This is a genomic window from Pseudomonas agarici, from assembly GCF_900109755.1.
In the GTDB taxonomy this organism is placed as follows: domain Bacteria; phylum Pseudomonadota; class Gammaproteobacteria; order Pseudomonadales; family Pseudomonadaceae; genus Aquipseudomonas; species Aquipseudomonas agarici.
Genome location: NZ_FOAR01000016.1, coordinates 78,328 through 96,176, shown reverse-complemented (window position 1 = coordinate 96,176; position 17,849 = coordinate 78,328). Strand labels below are relative to the sequence as shown.

Genomic DNA, 17,849 nt, shown 5'->3' with positions numbered 1-17,849 from the left:
ACAGGCGGCCCCTGAGGCTATAAAGAATGAAAACTTTTACTGCTAAACCGGAAACAGTTAAGCGCGACTGGTTTATCGTCGACGCTGCTGGTCAGACCCTGGGTCGTCTGGCCACCGAAATCGCGAGCCGCCTGCGTGGCAAGCACAAAGCTGAATACACTCCGCACGTTGACACCGGTGACTACATCGTTGTCATCAATGCCGAGCAGGTTCGTGTTACCGGTGCTAAAACCACCGATAAAATGTACTACTCCCACTCCGGTTTCCCGGGTGGCATCAAGTCGATCAACTTCGAAAAGCTGATCGCCAAGGCGCCAGAGCGCGTGATCGAGACCGCGGTCAAAGGCATGCTGCCGAAGAACCCGCTGGGTCGCGACATGTACCGTAAGCTGAAAGTCTATGCGGGCGCTGTACACCCTCATACCGCTCAGCAGCCTCAAGAACTGAAGATTTAACGGAGTAGTTCAATATGTCGGCGACTCAAAATTACGGTACTGGCCGTCGCAAGACCGCGACCGCGCGCGTCTTCCTGCGCCCAGGTACTGGTAACATCTCCATCAACAACCGCACCCTGGACACGTTCTTCGGTCGCGAAACTGCCCGCATGGTAGTTCGCCAGCCGCTGGAACTGACCGAGACCGTCGAAAAATTCGACATTTACGTCACCGTCATCGGTGGTGGTGTGAGCGGTCAGGCTGGTGCAATCCGCCACGGCATCACCCGTGCCCTGATGGACTACGATGAGACTCTGCGCAGCGCCCTGCGTAAGGCTGGTTTCGTCACTCGCGATGCCCGTGAAGTTGAACGTAAGAAAGTCGGTCTGCGTAAAGCGCGTAAGCGTCCGCAGTACTCGAAGCGTTAATTCGCTTTCTGCGTCGGAAGAAGCCCGGCTCCTTTGTGGAGCCGGGCTTTTTTTATGGGCGAAATATTTGCTGTGACAACTTGCCACATCCGTAGACCCCCTATACTCCAAGGCTCAGGGCAGTGTGGGTCCGGTAATTACCTTGTCAGAGGTGGGGCTTTTCATTACCATTCTGCAAAATTTTTATAAGTACAAGATTTTTACTTAGTAGACGCCTGATTTAACAGGCCACAAAGCTGATGGGAGAGGACTGAATGAGCAATGACGGCGTGAATGCAGGCCGACGTCGCTTCCTCGTAGCAGCCACGTCCGTGGTAGGGGCTGCAGGAGCGGTAGGGGCTGCGGTCCCGTTCGTGGGGTCATGGTTTCCCAGTGCCAAGGCGAAAGCCGCGGGCGCACCGGTGAAAGTGAATGTCAGCAAGATCGAGCCAGGTCAGCAGATGATTGCTGAATGGCGCGGCCAGCCGGTCTTCATTGTTCGCCGAACCCCGGAAATCATGGGTAATCTGAAGAAGATCGAAGATCAACTTTCCGATCCCCAGTCCAAGAACTCGACACAACCAACCTATGTTGATCCAGAAACGCGTTCGATCAAGCCGGAAATCCTCCTGCTGATCGGTATCTGTACGCACCTGGGTTGTTCGCCGACATTCCGTCCGGAAGTGGCACCTGCCGATCTGGGGCCCAAGTGGGTAGGTGGCTATTTCTGCCCTTGCCATGGCTCCCACTACGATCTGGCGGGGCGCGTCTACAAGTCCCAGCCCGCGCCTTTGAATCTGCCGGTTCCGCCGCATTCCTATGAGTCCGATGAACTGATCGTCATCGGCGTCGACAAGGAGAACGCGCAATGAGCAAGTTCATGGATTGGGTTGATGCGCGTTTCCCCGCGACCAAGATGTGGGAAGACCATCTGAGCAAATACTACGCGCCGAAGAACTTCAACTTCTTCTATTTCTTCGGCTCCCTGGCCCTGCTTGTACTGGTCAACCAGATCGTTACCGGTGTCTGGCTGACCATGAGCTACACCCCTTCGGCGGAAGAGGCGTTCGCCTCTGTCGAATACATCATGCGGGATGTCGAGTACGGTGCGATCCTGCGCGTGTTGCACTCTACAGGCGCCTCGGCGTTCTTTATCGTGGTCTACCTGCATATGTTCCGTGGCCTGCTCTACGGTTCGTACCAAAAGCCACGCGAGCTGGTGTGGTTGTTCGGCATGCTGATCTATCTGGCGCTGATGGCCGAGGCTTTCATGGGCTACTTGCTGCCGTGGGGCCAGATGTCTTACTGGGGCGCGCAGGTGATCATTTCGCTGTTCGGTGCAATCCCAGTCATCGGTAATGACCTGACCCAGTGGATTCGAGGTGACTACCTGATTTCCGGGATCACCCTGAACCGCTTCTTCGCCCTGCACGTGGTGGCCCTGCCGATCGTGATCCTCGGCCTGGTGGTGCTGCACGTGCTGGCCTTGCACGAAGTCGGTTCGAACAACCCGGATGGCGTCGACATCAAGAAACACAAGGACGAAAACGGCGTACCGCTGGATGGCATTGCCTTCCATCCGTACTACACCGTGAAGGATATCGTCGGCGTGGTGGTGTTCCTGTTCATCTTCTGTTCCATCGTGTTCTTCTTCCCGGAAATGGGCGGATATTTCCTCGAAAAACCGAACTTCGAACAAGCCAACGCCTTCAAGACGCCGGAGCATATCGCTCCTGTCTGGTACTTTACGCCGTTCTACGCGATCCTGCGTGCGGTTCCCGACAAGCTCATGGGGGTGATCGCCATGGGCGCCGCGATTGCCTTGTTGTTCGTCTTGCCATGGCTTGACCGTAGCCCGGTCAAGTCCATGCGCTACAAAGGCTGGATGAGCAAGATCTGGCTGCTGGTGTTCTGCATTTCCTTCGTGATCCTGGGGGTGCTGGGCGTTCTCGCGCCAAACCCCGAGCGTACATTGCTGTCGCAGGTCTGCACCTTCCTGTACTTCGCCTACTTCATTCTGATGCCGTTCTACACCCGGCTCGAAAAGACCAAACCGGTTCCGGAAAGGGTGACTAGCTGATGAAAAAACTATTCGCTGTTTTGATCCTCGCGGCTCTGCCGGCGCTGTCTTTTGCCGCCGAACATGGCGGTCCGCCACTTGAAAAGGTCGATATCGACGTTTCCGACAAGGCTGCCATGCAGGATGGCGCACGGACCTTTGCCAACTATTGCATGGGTTGTCACAGTGCCAAGTTCCAGCGCTATGAGCGCGTGGCCGATGACCTGGGGATTCCTCATGACCTGATGCTCAAGAATCTGGTGTTCACCGGTGCCAAGATTGGCGACCACATGAACATCGGCATGCAGCCGGCGGACGCCAAGGCCTGGTTCGGTGCGACTCCGCCCGACCTGACTCTGGTGGCGCGGGTGCGTGGCACCGACTGGCTCTATGGCTACCTGCGGTCCTTCTACGAGGATCCGGCACGTCCGTGGGGCGTGAACAACAAGGTCTTGCCGAATGTCGGTATGCCCAACGTGCTGGTGGGCCTGCAAGGCCGTCAGGTTGTCGGTTGCAAGCAGGTGCAGATCATCGAGGACGGCAAGAAGCAGTATGATCCGTTGACCGGTACGCCACTGACCCATGAGGCGTGCGATCAGCTCACCATTGTGCCCAAAAGCGGTAGTCTGACTGACGAGCAGTTCGATGAGAAGGTCAAGAATCTGGTAACCTTCCTGGCTTATTCGGCCAACCCGGTGAAGCTGGAACATCAGCGCATCGGTACCTACGTCTTGCTGTACCTGGCCTTCTTCTTCGTGTTCGCTTATCTGCTCAAGCGCGAATACTGGAAGGATGTGCACTGATAACGTTGTAATATAACTGTCAATCGTGCGCGCCCAAGGGTGCCTCTGAAGATGTAGCAAGTGGGACCAGCAAGATGAAGCCGGCAACGGTTTCATCTACCGCCTGTTCTGCCGCTACGGGAGGCCCTCCTTGGGCGCGCGCTTTTTTCGTTTCCGATAATTTCAACAAGCGAGGAGGACCGCCATGGGCGTGACCAACCGGTTGGCCTGTTACTCCGACCCCGCCGATCACTATTCCCATCGAGTGCGTATCGTGCTGGCGGAGAAGGGTGTCAGCGTCGAGATCATCAGCGTCGAGGCGGGGCGTCAGCCGCCGAAGTTGATCGAAGTGAACCCTTACGCCAGTCTGCCAACCCTGGTCGACCGTGACCTGGCGTTATGGGAGTCGACGGTGGTGATGGAATATCTGGATGAGCGCTACCCGCATCCGCCATTGCTGCCGGTGTATCCTGTGGCGCGGGCCAATAGCCGGCTGCTGATACACCGCATCCAGCGCGACTGGTGTGGGCTGGTGGACCTGATCTTGGATCCGCGGACCAAGGAGCCGGCACGCGTGCAGGCTCGCAAGGAGTTGCGCGAGAGCCTCGTCGGGGTTTCTGCGTTGTTCGCCGACAAGCCATTTTTCCTCAGCGAGGAGCAAAGTCTGGTGGATTGCTGTCTATTGCCGATACTCTGGCGTTTACCGATTCTGGGTATTGAATTGCCGCGGCCGGCCAAGCCGCTGCTCGATTATATGGAGCGCCAGTTTGCGCGTGAGGCCTTCCAGGCAAGTCTGTCTGGTGTCGAACGCGATATGCGCTAAGGAGCAGTTTAATGAACTCCAGTCGTCCTTATTTGGTTCGTGCTCTGTACGAATGGATAGTGGATAACGATTGCACCCCGCACATACTGGTCAATTCCGAGTACCCCTCGGTCCAGGTGCCGCAGGGTTTTGCCAGCGCGGGACAGATCGTGTTGAATGTTTCGCCCAGTGCCGTGCGTCACTTGCACATGGATAACGAAGCGGTCAGTTTCGAAGGGCGTTTCGGTGGTGTGCCGCATACGCTGTACGTGCCTATCGGTGCCATTCTCGGGATCTACGCCCGAGAGAATGGCCAGGGCATGGTGTTCGACCTGGAGTCCTCCCCGGAGGAGGTTGAAGAGGTCGAGCCCGATGATGACGGTCCACCGTCGGGGTCGGAGCCGCCGCGCCCAAGTGGTAGGCCGAGCCTGAAGGTGGTGAAGTAATAGGAGGGTAGCGAAGGAATAAAAAGGCGCCTGCGATGAGGCGCCTTTTTTACGCCGGGATGTCGGATCAGTCGATGTACTCGAAGAGTTTGACGATTTTCTGTACGCCGCCAACACCTTGCACCAGGTTGGTGGCGCGTGTCGCTTCCTGTTGGGTGAGCAGACCTAGCAAATACACGATACCGTTTTCGGTCACCACCTTGATACGCGAGCCGGGGATGGCGCTGTCGGTCAGCATCTGTGCCTTGATCTTGCTGGTCAGCCACGCGTCGTTGCTGCGGGCAGCGAACGAGGAGGGCTGAAGGACCTGCAGTTCGTTGTTCACTTTCTTCACCCGTTGAACCGCGGCGGCAGCTTGTTCGGCCTTGGCCTTGAGCTCTTCGCTAGGCGTCTGACCGGCCAGCAGGACGATGCCGTTGAAGCTGGTCACGACGATATGGGAAGACACCTCCAGGGCGGGGTCGGCCTTGGCTACGTTCACTTCGACCTTGGTTTGGATCAGCGAATCGTCGATCTTGCTGCCGAAGGTGCGGGTTCCCCGATTATCATTGATCGGCTCGTCGCGGGTTGCGGTCAATACCGAGCTGCAACCGCTGAGGCCAAGACACAGGGTCAGAGCCAGCAAGGTAAGGCGATTAACGGTCATTCTTCACTCCCGAACAGTTGGCTGTCGATCAGATCACACAGGCAGTGGATCGCCAGCAGGTGGACTTCCTGGATACGTGCGGTGACGTTGGCGGGGACGCGGATTTCCACGTCCTCGGGCAGCAGCAGCGACGCCATGCCGCCGCCGTCACGTCCCGTTAAGGCTACGACAACCATTTCGCGATCATGTGCGGCCTGGATGGCCTGAATAATGTTGGCCGAGTTGCCGCTGGTGGAAATCGCCAGCAATACGTCGCCGGGTTGGCCGAGCGCACGGATCTGCTTGGAGAAGATTTCGTTGTAGCTGTAGTCGTTGGCGATCGAGGTGATGGTCGAGCTGTCGGTGGTCAGGGCGATGGCCGGCAGACTCGGTCGCTCGCGCTCGAAGCGATTGAGCAGTTCCGAGGAGAAGTGCTGGGCGTCACCCGCTGAGCCACCATTGCCACAAGAAAGCATTTTGCCTTCGTTGAGCAGGGCATTGACCATGATCTGGCTGGCTTGCTCGATGTGAGGTGCAAGAACGTCCATCGCCTGTTGCTTGGTGTCGATACTGGCCTGGAAAAGCTGGCGAATTCGGGATTGCATGTCCATCAAATTGTGACCTTAAGTGGGGCGGCTGCCAGGCAGTTTGAAAACGACCGCGCAGGGCAATGCTACGTTAAAAACAGACTCGGGCTGCTCATTTACAATCAATAAACTCCGCGCCTCCGCCTGTTTTTGTCTTACCCTTGCTCGCTACGTTTTTCAAGATGCCGGGTCGAGCGCTATCCGGGTTTTTCCGGAGGCTGCCCGACACAAGAATGTGCAGCCCGCAAAGCAAAGAGCAAAATTGTTGAATGAAAAGTAACCGGCCCGATAACCGCAGGTCAGCTGTCGAAGGCATTGCGTAGCCAGTTCAACTGGGGTGCTGCTTCCAGGTTGCCCTCTATGGCGATCACATCGAAGCGGCAGGGGTGGCTGGCCCAGCGTGACTCGCGTTGCAGGAAATACTGCGCCGCGAATATTAACTTCTTGCGCTTGTGGGTATCGATGCTGCCTGCGGCGCCACCCCATTGGGTGTTTTTTCTATAACGAACTTCGACGAATACTACTGTATCGCTGTCGAGCATGACCAGATCAAGCTCGCCGCGTTTACATAACCAGTTCTGCGCCAGCAGGCGCAGCCCGTGTCGTTCGAGGTGCCGGAGCGCGAGGCTCTCGGCATCCTTGCCGCGTTTAAGGTGCAGGCCCTGCGGCATCAGCGTAACGTATCCGGCAGGCGCTGGACCTGGCCGCTGACGAATTGGGCCCATGGCAACTGGCGCTCGACCCGTTGCCCCTGATCCATGCTCAGGCTGCCGGAGAGACCGTCGATGCGGCTGTCCGGCAGGGCTTTGAGTTGGCCCAGGCGCGGTGCCAGGCGATAAGCGTCAACGCCCATGGCGTACAGGCGCCCCAAGCTGCCGTTGGCTTGTGGCCATTGGGCAGTGACCTGTTTGCGCAACGGATCGTTGGCATCCAGCAACCATGGGGTTTCGCAGAACCGAATACCGTTCATGTCGTTGTACTGATTGATATCGCCCGTGGCGCTGAACAGGTGGGAGGTGGCGTACACAGGTACATCGCCGGCGTACTGAAAGTTCAGGGTTGGCTTGATCTGCTGGGCCTGCTGCGGTGTCGCGGCGAGGAAAATAAACTCAATGTCCTGGCGGCGCGAAGGTTGTGCGGCCACCTGTCCGCCTACTGTGTTTTGCAGGCTCTTGGCGCGGCCTTCGCTCTGACGCAACTGGAACAGGTCGGCAATCTGTTGGGCCAGGGCAACCGGTTGATCGACGTGCTCGACGCCGACCACGGTGCCACCGTTGGCTTCCCAATCCTGGCGGAAGGCTTTCAGCACGCGGTCGCCCCATTCGCCTTTCGGCACCATGGCCGCAGCGCGATGCAGGCCGTCGGCACGAGCGCGACGCGACACTTCGCGGGCTTCGTCTTCAGCCGCCAGGCCGAATTGGAACAGTTGTGGCGGGTTCTGTGTGCTTTCGCTGTAGTTCAACGCCAGGGTGGTGATTGGCAGTTGCGGGCGAGCGCTGAGTTGCTTGACCAGTGGTTTTTCCAACGGACCGATCACCAGTTGCACGCCGCTTGCCTGGGCCTTGCGATAGAAATCATCCAGGGAACTCAGGCGCGAACTGTCGTAGAACTCGATGGTCGGCGGCTTTTGCCCGGCCTGCTGGGCCTGGTAGTGGGCCGCCATGAAGCCTTCACGCAGCGCCTTGCCTACGGAGGCCAACGGGCCGTCGTTCGGCAGCAGTAGGGCGATCTTGTTCAGGGGCTGGCTGGCCAGCTCCTTGAGCTTGACCAGCGGCTGCGGTAATTGCAGGGCGGCCGGGTGATTTGGGTTCTGCGCACGCCAGGTATCGATGGCGGTCTGTTGCTGCTCCAGGGTGCCCGAGGTCTTGACTGCCCGGGCCAGGCTGAGCCAACCGCTGAGGTCATCGGAACCGCTCGGCTGCAGTTGGTCGGTCGGCAGTGCAGCGATCAGTGCCCAGATTGCCTCGTGGTTGGCGTGAGCGACATCGTTGCTGAGCAGCGGCGCGATGAAGATGCGCTCGCGAGCAGCGGCCAGGGTTTGGCCATCGGCCTCGAAAGCACGGGCGCGGACGGTCTGGGTGCGGATCTGCTGCTCCACCGGCAGTTCGCCAAGGCGTTCCAGGCTCGGGTGGCTCAAGGCGGCCAGGGCGGCCTTGGGCTGGTTACGGGTCATCGCCAGTTCGGCCGCCAGGGTGCTGGCGAACACCTGTTGGGCGGGCTTGAGTGAGTCCAGTGGCACCTGGGCGAGGATCTGTGAAGCACGACCGGTATCTTTCTGACGGTAAGCCAGGTCGGCGGCGGTCAATCGCAACAAGGCGGCCTTGTCCGGTGCTTTGCTGGTGGCGGCTTGCTCGAGCAGTTGCTCGATGCTGGCATCCGGGGTGCGTGGAAGTTCGCCAAGGCTGGAAGAGGGCGAGCTGGCGCATGCCGCCAACAAGGCAGCAAGGCAGAGGGCAGAGAACAGCCGCAGGCAAGCGATCATGTAAGTGTTCCTGATACTCGATCAAATTAGCGTGGAATTGTACCCAAGCACTGGCCGGGGCGCGATGTTGCTGGCATGAAACCGTTAAATTAGCTCGTACAAAGCGTGTCTGTGAGAGCCGGGCTTGCTGTAGGTGAAGCGTATCGGCCATGCCGCTACGCGCTACAATAGGTGTTTGTTCTTCTTGAGGTGCGCGCTTTGACTGCTCCAGGTACTTTGAATTCCGCGATGGGCTCTCTTTATGTGGTGGCGACACCCATCGGTAACCTGGATGACATCAGTGCGCGTGCGATGAAAGTACTGCGCGATGTATCGCTGATCGCAGCGGAAGATACCCGGCACTCGCTGCGGCTTTTACAGCACTTCGGTATTTCCACGCCACTAGCCGCCTGTCATGAGCACAATGAACGTGATGAGGGTAGCCGCTTTATTGCCAAGTTGTTGGCGGGCGAGGATGTGGCACTGATTTCCGATGCCGGCACGCCGCTGATTTCCGACCCAGGCTACCACCTGGTGCGCCAGGCTCGTGCGGCGGGGATCAAGGTGGTGCCGGTACCCGGTGCGTGTGCGCTGATTGCGGCGCTGTCGGCGGCGGGGTTGCCCTCCGACCGGTTTATCTTCGAAGGTTTCCTGCCGGCCAAGGCAATCGGTCGTCGCTCGCGCCTGGAGCTATTGAAGGAGGAGCCACGGACCCTGATTTTCTACGAGGCGCCGCATCGAATCCTCGAATGCCTGGCGGACATGGAACTGGTGTTCGGCTCTGAGCGCCCGGCGTTGTTGGGGCGCGAACTGACCAAAACCTTCGAGACGCTCAAAGGCTTGCCATTGGGCGAGCTGCACCGTTTTGTCGAGGCTGACAGCAATCAACAGCGTGGCGAGTGCGTGGTGTTGGTCGCCGGTTGGACCGCGCCGGACAGTGACGATGCGGTTGGTGGCGAGGCGATGCGGATCCTCGACCTGTTGCTCAAGGAGATGCCACTCAAGCGTGCTGCGGCTTTGGCAGCGCAAATTACCGGTGTGCGCAAGAATGTGTTGTATCAGGTCGCGCTTGAGAAGCAGAAAAATCACTGACTGATGTTGATGTGGGGCTGATCCCTTGCAGGGGTGGGATTTTTCCTAGATAAAGTGCTCGGAGGTCGTATGGCCAGGTTTGTCGGAACAGTGGCGGCTTTAAAGCTTGTCCTGGGTGTCATGTACCGGTAACCTGCGCGGCGGAGAGTCGATTGGACAGTCGCTGCCCTCTATGAAAATTAGGGGGGGGAGGAAAGTCCGGGCTCCATAGGGCGGAGTGCCAGGTAATGCCTGGGAGGCGCGAGCCTACGGAAAGTGCCACAGAAAATAACCGCCTAAGCACTTCGGTGCCGGTAAGGGTGAAAAGGTGCGGTAAGAGCGCACCGCACGTCTGGCAACAGTTCGTGGCTAGGTAAACCCCACTCGGAGCAAGACCAAATAGGGTTCCTAGGCGTGGCCCGCGCTGGAACCGGGTAGGTTGCTAAAGATGTCCAGTGATGGCCATCGTAGAGGAATGACTGTCCTCGACAGAACCCGGCTTACAGATCGACTCTCCACCTCTTTCCTTCCCTGCTCGCAATCGCTGGCAGAAATGCATTTGTAATACCGAAAAAATCTTACTCTTAACAAATCACTTTAACTTTCGGACTCAACTTTCTGAGTCGCATGAAATTTGTCTGGCGAAACCCTCTCCAAATTGTCCCCAAGTCTCCTTTTATGCTCCTAAATCTCCGATCTGTAAGGCTTTTCCTTAAGACCGCGCCTTGACGGTGTGGTGGGCGCATTCCTATAGTGTGCGTAAGTGGCGGAAAGTGGCATGAAGTGGGTTTTTTGAGCGTAAAACGCTAATATTTGGAGAAACGCATCTGTGTTTCGCGGAGCTAACGCTATCAGTCTCGATGCAAAGGGCCGTCTCGCCATGCCGAGCCGGTACCGTGACGAGCTCGATTCGCGTAGTTCCGGGCAATTGATCGTCACCATTGATGCGGTGGATCCCTGTTTGTGTGTGTACCCGCTCGACGAGTGGGAACTGATTGAAACCAAGTTGCGGGCGTTGCCGTCGCTGCGGGAAGAGAACCGTCGCCTGCAACGTTTGCTGATCGGTAATGCCGTTGATCTCGAACTTGACGGTAGCGGTCGGTTCCTGGTGCCGCCGCGTCTGCGCGAGTACGCGAAGCTGGATAAGCGTGCGATGTTGGTGGGCCAACTGAACAAGTTTCAACTGTGGGACGAGGACGCCTGGAATGCTGTATCCGCAGCTGACCTGGCGGCCATTCAACAACCGGGCGCTATGCCTGATGAACTGCGTGATCTGATCTTGTGACTATTGATAGCGGCTATAACCACATCACCGTACTGCTTGACGAAGCCGTCGAGGCTCTCGCTGTGCGTCCTGATGGTTGCTATCTGGATGGCACCTTCGGTCGGGGCGGGCATAGCCGGCGGATTCTCGGCAAGCTCGGATCCGCTGGCCGACTGCTCGGTTTCGACAAAGATCCACAGGCGATTGCCACCGGGCAAGCGCTAGCGGCCGAAGACGGCCGCTTTGTCGTTGTGCAACGCAGCTTTGCCGAGCTGGGTTCGGAGATTGTCGAGCGCAATATGGCGGGCAAGATCAACGGCATCCTGCTCGACCTCGGTGTGTCCTCGCCACAACTGGATGACCCGCAGCGCGGCTTCAGTTTCATGAACGACGGTCCGCTGGACATGCGCATGGATCCGTCGCGCGGGGTCAGTGCCGCCGAGTTCATCGCCACGGCCCCGGTGGAGGAAATTGCCCGTGTCTTCAAGGAGTATGGCGAAGAGCGCTTCTCCGGTCGCATGGCCCGGGCTGTGGTGGAACGTCGTGAAATCAAACCTTTCGAGCGCACCGCCGATTTGGCCGAAGTGCTCAAAGTCGCCAACCCAGCCTGGGAAAAGGGCAAGAACCCGGCTACCCGAGCCTTTCAGGGCCTGCGCATCCATGTCAACAATGAGCTGGGCGATCTCGAAACCGGCCTCGATGCCGCGCTAGACGCTCTGGAGGTCGGTGGTCGCCTGGTGGTGATCAGCTTCCATTCGCTGGAAGACCGCATCGTCAAACTGTTCATGCGGCGCCTGGTCAAGGGCGAGGGCGATAATCTGCCGCGCAATCTGCCGGTACGCCATCAGGCGTTCGAACCACGGATCAAGGTGCACGGTAAAGCACAATTTGCCTCCGAAGCCGAGCTCAAGATCAACCCGCGTGCGCGCAGCGCCGTTATGCGGGTCGCGGAGAAATTGCGGTGAGCAGGCTCTATGCCAAACCCCTTCCGGGCGGAAGCTTTTTCATGTTCCTTCTATTTGTTGGCGTGCTGGTGTCCGCTATCGGCGTGGCCTATAGCGCGTACTGGAATCGTCAATTGCTCAATTCGTTGTATGGCGAGTTGAGTGTGCGTGACAAGGCCCAGGCCGAATGGGGACGCCTGATCCTTGAACAGAGCACCTGGACAGCCCACAGCCGCATCGAAACCCTGGCCACCGAACAATTGAAGATGCTCATCCCCAGCCCGTCTGATGTCAGGATGGTGGCGCCATGATGAAGCTCGAGGGCGCACTCTATCCGTGGCGCTTCCGCGTGGTGCTCGGCGCGTTGGCGATCATGGTTGGCTATATCGTTTGGAAGATCGTCGATCTGCAGGTGGTCGATCGGGCGTTCCTGATCGGCCAGGGCGATGCCCGCAGCATGCGGCATATACCGATTCCGGCACATCGTGGGTTGATCACCGACCGTAATGGCGAGCCTCTGGCGGTGAGTACGCCGGTCACCACGCTGTGGGCCAATCCCAAGGAAATGCAATTGGCCAAGGACCGCTGGCCGGCGCTGGCCATGGCACTCGGACAAGACCCCAAGCTGCTCAGCGAACGCCTTGAGCAACAGGCCACCAAGGAATTCATCTACCTGGTTCGGGGCCTGACCCCGGAGCAAGGTCAGGCTGTGCTCGATCTCAAAGTGCCGGGTGTCTATGGCCTGGAGGAGTTCCGGCGCTTTTATCCCGCCGGTGAGGTGGCGGCCCATATGGTCGGCTTTACCGACATTGACGATCATGGTCGCGAAGGGGTGGAGCTGGCCTACGACGAGTGGTTGGCCGGGGTGCCCGGCAAGCGCCAGGTCATCAAGGACCGGCGCGGTCGGCTGATCAAGGATGTCCAAGTCACCAAGAACGCCAAGGCCGGCAAGCCCTTGGCGTTGTCCATTGACCTGCGCCTGCAATACTTGGCCAATCGCGAGCTGCGCAACGCACTGGTGGAAAACGGCGCCAAGGCCGGCAGTCTGGTGATCATGGACGTGAAGACCGGCGAGATCCTCGCCATGGTCAACCAGCCGACCTATAACCCCAACAATCGTCGCAACCTGCAGCCGGCGATGATGCGCAACCGTGCAATGATTGACGTATTCGAGCCGGGCTCGACGATGAAGCCGATTTCCATGAGTGCCGCCCTGGAAACCGGGCGCTGGAAACCCACCGATACGGTCGAGGTTTATCCGGGCACCCTGCAGTTGGGCAAATACACCATCCGTGATGTGTCCAAGACCGAAGGCCCGGTACTCGACCTGACGGGCATCCTGATCAACTCCAGTAACGTGGGAATGAGCAAGGTCGCCTTCGATATCGGTGGCGAGGCGATTTTCCGCGTGATGCAGAAAGTTGGCCTGGGCCAGGACACCGGCCTGGGCTTCCCCGGCGAGCGTGTGGGCAACCTGCCGAACTATCGTGAGTGGCGCAAGGCCGAGACGGCGACCCTGTCCTATGGCTACGGTCTGTCGGTAACCGCCATCCAGCTGGTGCATGCGTTCTCGGCCCTGGCCAACAACGGCAAGATTGTGCCGCTGACACTGATCAAGACCGACAAGATCTCCGAGGGCACCCAGGTTATCCCGGAAAATGTCGCCAAGACCATGCAAGGCATGCTGCAGAAGGTGATCGAGGCACCGCGTGGCGTCTGGCGTGCAAAAGTCCCGGCCTATCATGTCGCGGGCAAATCCGGTACTGCCCGTAAGACGTCGGTCGGCACCAAGGGTTATGCCGAGAACTCCTACCGTTCGCTGTTCGCCGGTTTCGGCCCGATGAGCGATCCGCGCTACGCCATCGTGGTGGTGATCGACGAGCCGAGCAAGGCCGGTTACTTCGGCGGCCTGGTATCGGCTCCGGTCTTCAGCAAAGTGATGTCCGGCACTCTGCGGCTGATGAACGTCAGCCCGGATGACCTGTCGAGCATTCCGCAGCAGCAGGCCGTTGTCGCGCCGGTACCGCTCAAAGGAGGGCGTGGTTAATGTCCTTGAGTCTGAACAAGATCTTTCCTCACGCCGGACACGATCTATTGATTCGCGAGCTGGCGCTGGACAGTCGCAAAGTGCGTGCCGGTGATCTGTTCCTGGCGGTGCCGGGCGGCAAGGTCGATGGCCGCAACCATATCGCCGATGCCTTGCAGCGTGGCGCAGCGGCAGTTGCCTATGAAGTGGAAGGCGCCACCGTACTGCCAATCACCGATATTTTGTTGATTCCGGTCAAAGGCTTGGCGGCACAGTTGTCGGATATCGCCGGGCGGTTCTACGGTGAGCCTAGCCGCCAGTTGAAACTGCTGGGCGTCACCGGAACCAACGGCAAGACCAGTGTGACCCAACTGATTGCCCAAGCTATGGACCTGCTCGGCCAGCACTGTGGGATCGTCGGTACCTTGGGCACCGGCTTCTATGGTGCGCTGCAGAGCGGCCTGCATACCACACCGGACCCGGTTGCCATACAGGCGACCCTGGCTGATCTGAAGAAAGCCGGCGCCAAGGCAGTCGCCATGGAAGTATCCTCCCACGGCCTGCATCAGGGGCGCGTCAGCGCGGTGGCGTTCGATGTGGCGGTGCTGACCAACCTGTCCCGCGATCATCTCGATTACCACGGCACCATGCAAGCCTACGGTGCCGAGAAGGCCAAGCTGTTCGGTTGGACCGACCTGGGCTGCCGGGTGATCAACCTCGATGATGATTTCGGTCGTCAGTTGGCGGCGCAAAAACACGAGTCCCGGCTGATCACCTATAGCCTCGAGGACAGTAGCGCCTATCTATATTGCCGCGACGCGCGGTTCGGCGACGACGGCGTGCGCGCCACGCTGGTGACCCCGCAAGGCGAACACCATCTGCGCAGTACGCTGATTGGCCGTTTCAATCTGAGCAACCTACTGGCTACGGTGGGTGCATTGCTGGGGTTGGATTATGCGCTGGATGAGATTCTGCGGGTGCTGCCCCAGCTCGAAGGCCCGGCCGGTCGCATGCAGCGCCTGGGGGGCGGTGCCCGTCCCCTGGTGGTAGTCGATTATGCCCACACCCCGGATGCCCTGGAAAAAGTCCTGCTGGGCTTGCGACCGCATGCCAAGGGGCAGTTGCATTGCCTGTTCGGTTGTGGGGGCGACCGTGATCGCGGCAAGCGTGCGCTGATGGCTCAAGTAGTCGAACGCCTGGCCGACAGTGTGCTGGTGACCGACGACAACCCTCGGACCGAAGATCCCCTGGGAATCTTCGAGGATATCCGTGCCGGCTTTGCCGCCCCCGAAGCCGTTCGCTTCGTGGCCGGTCGTGGACTGGCCATCGCCGAAGTGATCGCTGCGGCCAAGGTCGACGATGTGATCGTCCTGGCCGGCAAGGGCCATGAGGATTATCAGGAAATCAATGGCGAGCGCTATGCCTTCTCCGATCTGGTCGAGGCATTGAAGGCGCTGCAAGCCTGGGAGGCCGCGCATGCTTGAAGCGATGAAGTTGAGTAGCGTCGCCCATGATCTGTCGGCTCGTCTGGTTTCGGTCGACGCGAGTTTCTCCGGAGTGAGCATTGACAGCCGGGCGATCCAGCCGGGTCAGTTGTTTGTCGCCCTGAGCGGCCCGCGTTTCGACGGGCACGATTACCTGAGCGACGTGGCGGCCAAGGGCGCTGTTGCGGCACTGGTCGAGCGAGAAGTGCCCGGTGTCGAACTGCCGCAGTTGCTGGTGGGTGATACTCGCCTGGCGCTTGGTCAGTTGGCTGCCTTGAACCGTGCCGGGTTCACCCAGCCGGTGGCGGCGATTACCGGCTCCAGTGGCAAGACCACGGTCAAGGAGATGCTCGCGAGCATTCTGCGGACCCGTGGGCGGGTACTGGCGACCCAGGGCAACCTGAACAACGATCTGGGCGTGCCATTGACCCTGCTCGAACTGGCGCCGCAACACAGTGCCGCAGTTATCGAGCTGGGTGCTTCGCGCATTGGCGAAATTGCCTATACCGTCGCCATGACCAAACCGCATGTGGCGGTGCTGAATAACGCCGGGACCGCCCATGTCGGCGAGTTCGGCGGTCCCGACAAGATCGTCGAGGCCAAGGGCGAGATCATCGATGGGCTGCAAGCCGATGGTATTGCCGTGCTCAATCTGGACGACAAGGCTTTTACCATCTGGAAAGCCCGTGCCGGTACGCGCAAGGTGTTGAGTTTTGCCCTGGGCAACAGCGCCGCCGATTTCCATGGTGGCGCTATTTCCGTCGATGCGCGTGGCTGTGCGCGATTCGAACTGCACGGTCCCGATGGTACGGCGCTTGTCCAACTCAACCTGTTGGGCCGCCACAACGTTGCCAACGCCTTGGGGGCGGCGGCGGCGGCCCATGCGCTGGGAGTTTCGCTGCCAGGTATCGTCGCCGGACTGGAAAGTGTCCAACCAGTCAAGGGGCGGGCGGTCGCGCAACTGGCCAGCAATGGCCTGCGGGTCATCGATGACACTTATAACGCGAACCCCAGCTCCATGTGCGCGGCCATTGATATACTCGCTGGCTTTTGCGGCCGCACCGTCCTGGTACTCGGAGATATCGGCGAGTTGGGCGAGTGGGCGCAGCAGGGGCATCGTGAAGTAGGCGCTTATGCCGCCGGTAAGGTTTCAGCGCTGTATGCGGTGGGACCCATGATGGTTCACGCCGTCAGCGCATTTGGCCAACACGCTCGTCATTTCGCCACCCAGGCCGATCTGATCGAGGCGCTTGGCGCCGAGCAAGACACTAATACCACCATTTTGATCAAGGGTTCGCGCAGCGCTGCGATGGAAAACATCGTCGCGGCTTTGTGCCAGCCCGCGCCTCATGTGCATAAGGGAGAGACGCATTAATGCTGCTGCTGCTAGCGGAGTATCTGCAACAGTTCTACAAAGGCTTCGCGGTCTTTCAGTACTTGACCCTGCGCGGGATTCTCGGGGTGCTGACGGCGTTGTCTCTGTCGCTGTTTCTCGGCCCGTGGATGATTCGTACCCTCCAGAGTCTGCAGATCGGTCAGTCGGTGCGCAATGACGGCCCGCAATCGCACCTGTCCAAGTCGGGCACGCCAACCATGGGCGGCGCACTGATCCTATCGTCCATCGGCATCAGTACCTTGCTATGGGCGGACCTGTATAACCGCTACGTCTGGGTGGTGCTGCTGGTTACCCTGCTGTTCGGAACCATCGGCTGGGTCGATGACTATCGCAAGGTGATCGAAAAGAACTCCCGTGGGCTGCCCAGTCGCTGGAAGTATTTCTGGCAGTCGGTGTTTGGCCTGGCTGCGGCGATTTTCCTGTTTATGACCGCACAGACCCCGGTGGAAACCACTTTGATCGTGCCCATGCTCAAGGACGTGAGCATCCCACTGGGTGTGGGCTTCGTGATCCTGACCTATTTCGTGATCGTCGGTTCGAGTAACGCGGTCAATCTCACCGATGGCCTCGATGGCCTGGCGATTATGCCGACGGTGATGGTCGGTGGCGCGCTGGGTATCTTCTGTTATCTATCGGGTAACGTGAAGTTCGCCGAATACCTACTGATTCCCTATGTGCCGGGCGCGGGCGAGCTGATCGTGTTCTGTGGCGCGCTGATCGGTGCCGGCCTGGGCTTCCTGTGGTTCAACACCTATCCGGCCCAAGTCTTTATGGGCGACGTCGGCGCGTTGGCGCTGGGCGCCGCCCTGGGCACCATCGCGGTGATCGTTCGTCAGGAAATCGTCCTGTTCATCATGGGCGGCGTGTTCGTGATGGAAACCCTGTCGGTGGTGATTCAGGTTGCCTCGTTCAAGCTGACCGGTCGCCGGGTATTTCGCATGGCACCGATTCACCACCACTTTGAACTCAAGGGTTGGCCCGAGCCACGTGTGATTGTCCGTTTCTGGATCATCACCGTGATTCTCGTGTTGATCGGTCTTGCCACCCTGAAGCTGAGGTAG

At 59.2% G+C, this 17,849-nt stretch carries 19 protein-coding genes and 1 other RNA gene; 16 read left to right on the top strand and 4 right to left on the bottom strand.

Annotated elements, in window-relative coordinates:
- Positions 1-26 precede the first annotated feature (26 nt).
- From rplM to BMX68_RS15885, 7 genes are all read left to right on the top strand, one after another.
- A complete protein-coding gene (gene rplM / locus BMX68_RS15915; RefSeq protein WP_017123588.1) occupies positions 27-455 on the top strand; it encodes a 50S ribosomal protein L13 in 429 nt (142 codons plus the stop codon).
- Between the two features lie 14 nt (positions 456-469).
- Positions 470-862, top strand: a complete 393-nt coding sequence (gene rpsI / locus BMX68_RS15910; RefSeq protein WP_017123589.1) for a 30S ribosomal protein S9 — start codon at positions 470-472, stop codon at positions 860-862.
- A gap of 254 nt (positions 863-1,116) precedes the next feature.
- Positions 1,117-1,713: a ubiquinol-cytochrome c reductase iron-sulfur subunit gene (gene petA / locus BMX68_RS15905; RefSeq protein ID WP_026013244.1), complete on the top strand. Its 597-nt coding sequence runs from the start codon at positions 1,117-1,119 to the stop codon at positions 1,711-1,713.
- Positions 1,710-2,921 carry a cytochrome b gene (locus BMX68_RS15900; RefSeq protein ID WP_017132656.1) on the top strand — a complete coding sequence of 404 codons (1,212 nt, stop codon included), beginning with the start codon at positions 1,710-1,712 and terminating at the stop codon, positions 2,919-2,921. The genes petA and BMX68_RS15900 overlap by 4 nt, the downstream gene beginning before the upstream one ends.
- Positions 2,921-3,703 carry a cytochrome c1 gene (locus tag BMX68_RS15895; RefSeq protein WP_017132657.1) on the top strand — a complete coding sequence of 261 codons (783 nt, stop codon included), beginning with the start codon at positions 2,921-2,923 and terminating at the stop codon, positions 3,701-3,703. Before BMX68_RS15900 ends, BMX68_RS15895 begins: the two co-directional genes overlap by 1 nt.
- Before the next feature lie 184 nt (positions 3,704-3,887).
- Positions 3,888-4,505, top strand: a complete 618-nt coding sequence (locus BMX68_RS15890; RefSeq protein ID WP_017132658.1) for a glutathione S-transferase N-terminal domain-containing protein — start codon at positions 3,888-3,890, stop codon at positions 4,503-4,505.
- A gap of 11 nt (positions 4,506-4,516) precedes the next feature.
- On the top strand, positions 4,517-4,930 hold the full coding sequence (locus BMX68_RS15885; protein WP_017132659.1) for a ClpXP protease specificity-enhancing factor: 414 nt from the start codon (positions 4,517-4,519) through the stop codon (positions 4,928-4,930).
- Between the two features lie 67 nt (positions 4,931-4,997).
- On the opposite strand, the gene BMX68_RS15880 is transcribed toward BMX68_RS15885, so the two are convergent.
- The 4 genes from BMX68_RS15880 to BMX68_RS15865 form a co-directional block, all read right to left on the bottom strand.
- Positions 4,998-5,576: a BON domain-containing protein gene (locus BMX68_RS15880; RefSeq protein ID WP_017132660.1), complete on the bottom strand. Its 579-nt coding sequence runs from the start codon at positions 5,574-5,576 to the stop codon at positions 4,998-5,000.
- Positions 5,573-6,166: a phosphoheptose isomerase gene (locus BMX68_RS15875; protein WP_017132661.1), complete on the bottom strand. Its 594-nt coding sequence runs from the start codon at positions 6,164-6,166 to the stop codon at positions 5,573-5,575. The genes BMX68_RS15880 and BMX68_RS15875 overlap by 4 nt, the downstream gene beginning before the upstream one ends.
- A 275-nt stretch (positions 6,167-6,441) precedes the next feature.
- Positions 6,442-6,813 (bottom strand): YraN family protein, encoded by a 372-nt coding sequence (locus BMX68_RS15870; RefSeq protein ID WP_017132662.1) that lies wholly within the window; start codon positions 6,811-6,813, stop codon positions 6,442-6,444.
- On the bottom strand, positions 6,813-8,624 hold the full coding sequence (locus BMX68_RS15865) for a penicillin-binding protein activator (protein ID WP_017132663.1): 1,812 nt from the start codon (positions 8,622-8,624) through the stop codon (positions 6,813-6,815). Before BMX68_RS15865 ends, BMX68_RS15870 begins: the two co-directional genes overlap by 1 nt.
- A 228-nt stretch (positions 8,625-8,852) precedes the next feature.
- Between BMX68_RS15865 and rsmI the strand changes: the two genes are divergently transcribed.
- The 9 genes from rsmI to mraY all read left to right on the top strand — a co-directional run bounded on the left by rsmI (position 8,853) and on the right by mraY (position 17,849).
- On the top strand, positions 8,853-9,695 hold the full coding sequence (rsmI, locus tag BMX68_RS15860; RefSeq protein WP_017132664.1) for a 16S rRNA (cytidine(1402)-2'-O)-methyltransferase: 843 nt from the start codon (positions 8,853-8,855) through the stop codon (positions 9,693-9,695).
- 144 nt (positions 9,696-9,839) lie between these two features.
- Positions 9,840-10,193, top strand: an RNA gene (gene rnpB, locus BMX68_RS15855) — RNase P RNA component class A.
- Positions 10,194-10,503: 310 nt separating this feature from the next.
- Positions 10,504-10,959 carry a division/cell wall cluster transcriptional repressor MraZ gene (gene mraZ / locus BMX68_RS15850; RefSeq protein ID WP_026013246.1) on the top strand — a complete coding sequence of 152 codons (456 nt, stop codon included), beginning with the start codon at positions 10,504-10,506 and terminating at the stop codon, positions 10,957-10,959.
- Positions 10,956-11,903: a 16S rRNA (cytosine(1402)-N(4))-methyltransferase RsmH gene (rsmH, locus tag BMX68_RS15845; protein ID WP_017132666.1), complete on the top strand. Its 948-nt coding sequence runs from the start codon at positions 10,956-10,958 to the stop codon at positions 11,901-11,903. The genes mraZ and rsmH overlap by 4 nt, the downstream gene beginning before the upstream one ends.
- Positions 11,900-12,193, top strand: a complete 294-nt coding sequence (ftsL, locus tag BMX68_RS15840) for a cell division protein FtsL (protein WP_026013247.1) — start codon at positions 11,900-11,902, stop codon at positions 12,191-12,193. The genes rsmH and ftsL overlap by 4 nt, the downstream gene beginning before the upstream one ends.
- A complete protein-coding gene (locus BMX68_RS15835; protein WP_167375464.1) occupies positions 12,193-13,929 on the top strand; it encodes a peptidoglycan D,D-transpeptidase FtsI family protein in 1,737 nt (578 codons plus the stop codon). Before ftsL ends, BMX68_RS15835 begins: the two co-directional genes overlap by 1 nt.
- A complete protein-coding gene (locus tag BMX68_RS15830; protein WP_017132669.1) occupies positions 13,929-15,392 on the top strand; it encodes a UDP-N-acetylmuramoyl-L-alanyl-D-glutamate--2,6-diaminopimelate ligase in 1,464 nt (487 codons plus the stop codon). Before BMX68_RS15835 ends, BMX68_RS15830 begins: the two co-directional genes overlap by 1 nt.
- Positions 15,385-16,767, top strand: coding sequence for a UDP-N-acetylmuramoyl-tripeptide--D-alanyl-D-alanine ligase (locus BMX68_RS15825; protein WP_017132670.1), 1,383 nt, complete (start codon positions 15,385-15,387; stop codon positions 16,765-16,767). Before BMX68_RS15830 ends, BMX68_RS15825 begins: the two co-directional genes overlap by 8 nt.
- Positions 16,767-17,849 (top strand): phospho-N-acetylmuramoyl-pentapeptide-transferase, encoded by a 1,083-nt coding sequence (mraY, locus tag BMX68_RS15820; protein WP_017132671.1) that lies wholly within the window; start codon positions 16,767-16,769, stop codon positions 17,847-17,849. The genes BMX68_RS15825 and mraY overlap by 1 nt, the downstream gene beginning before the upstream one ends.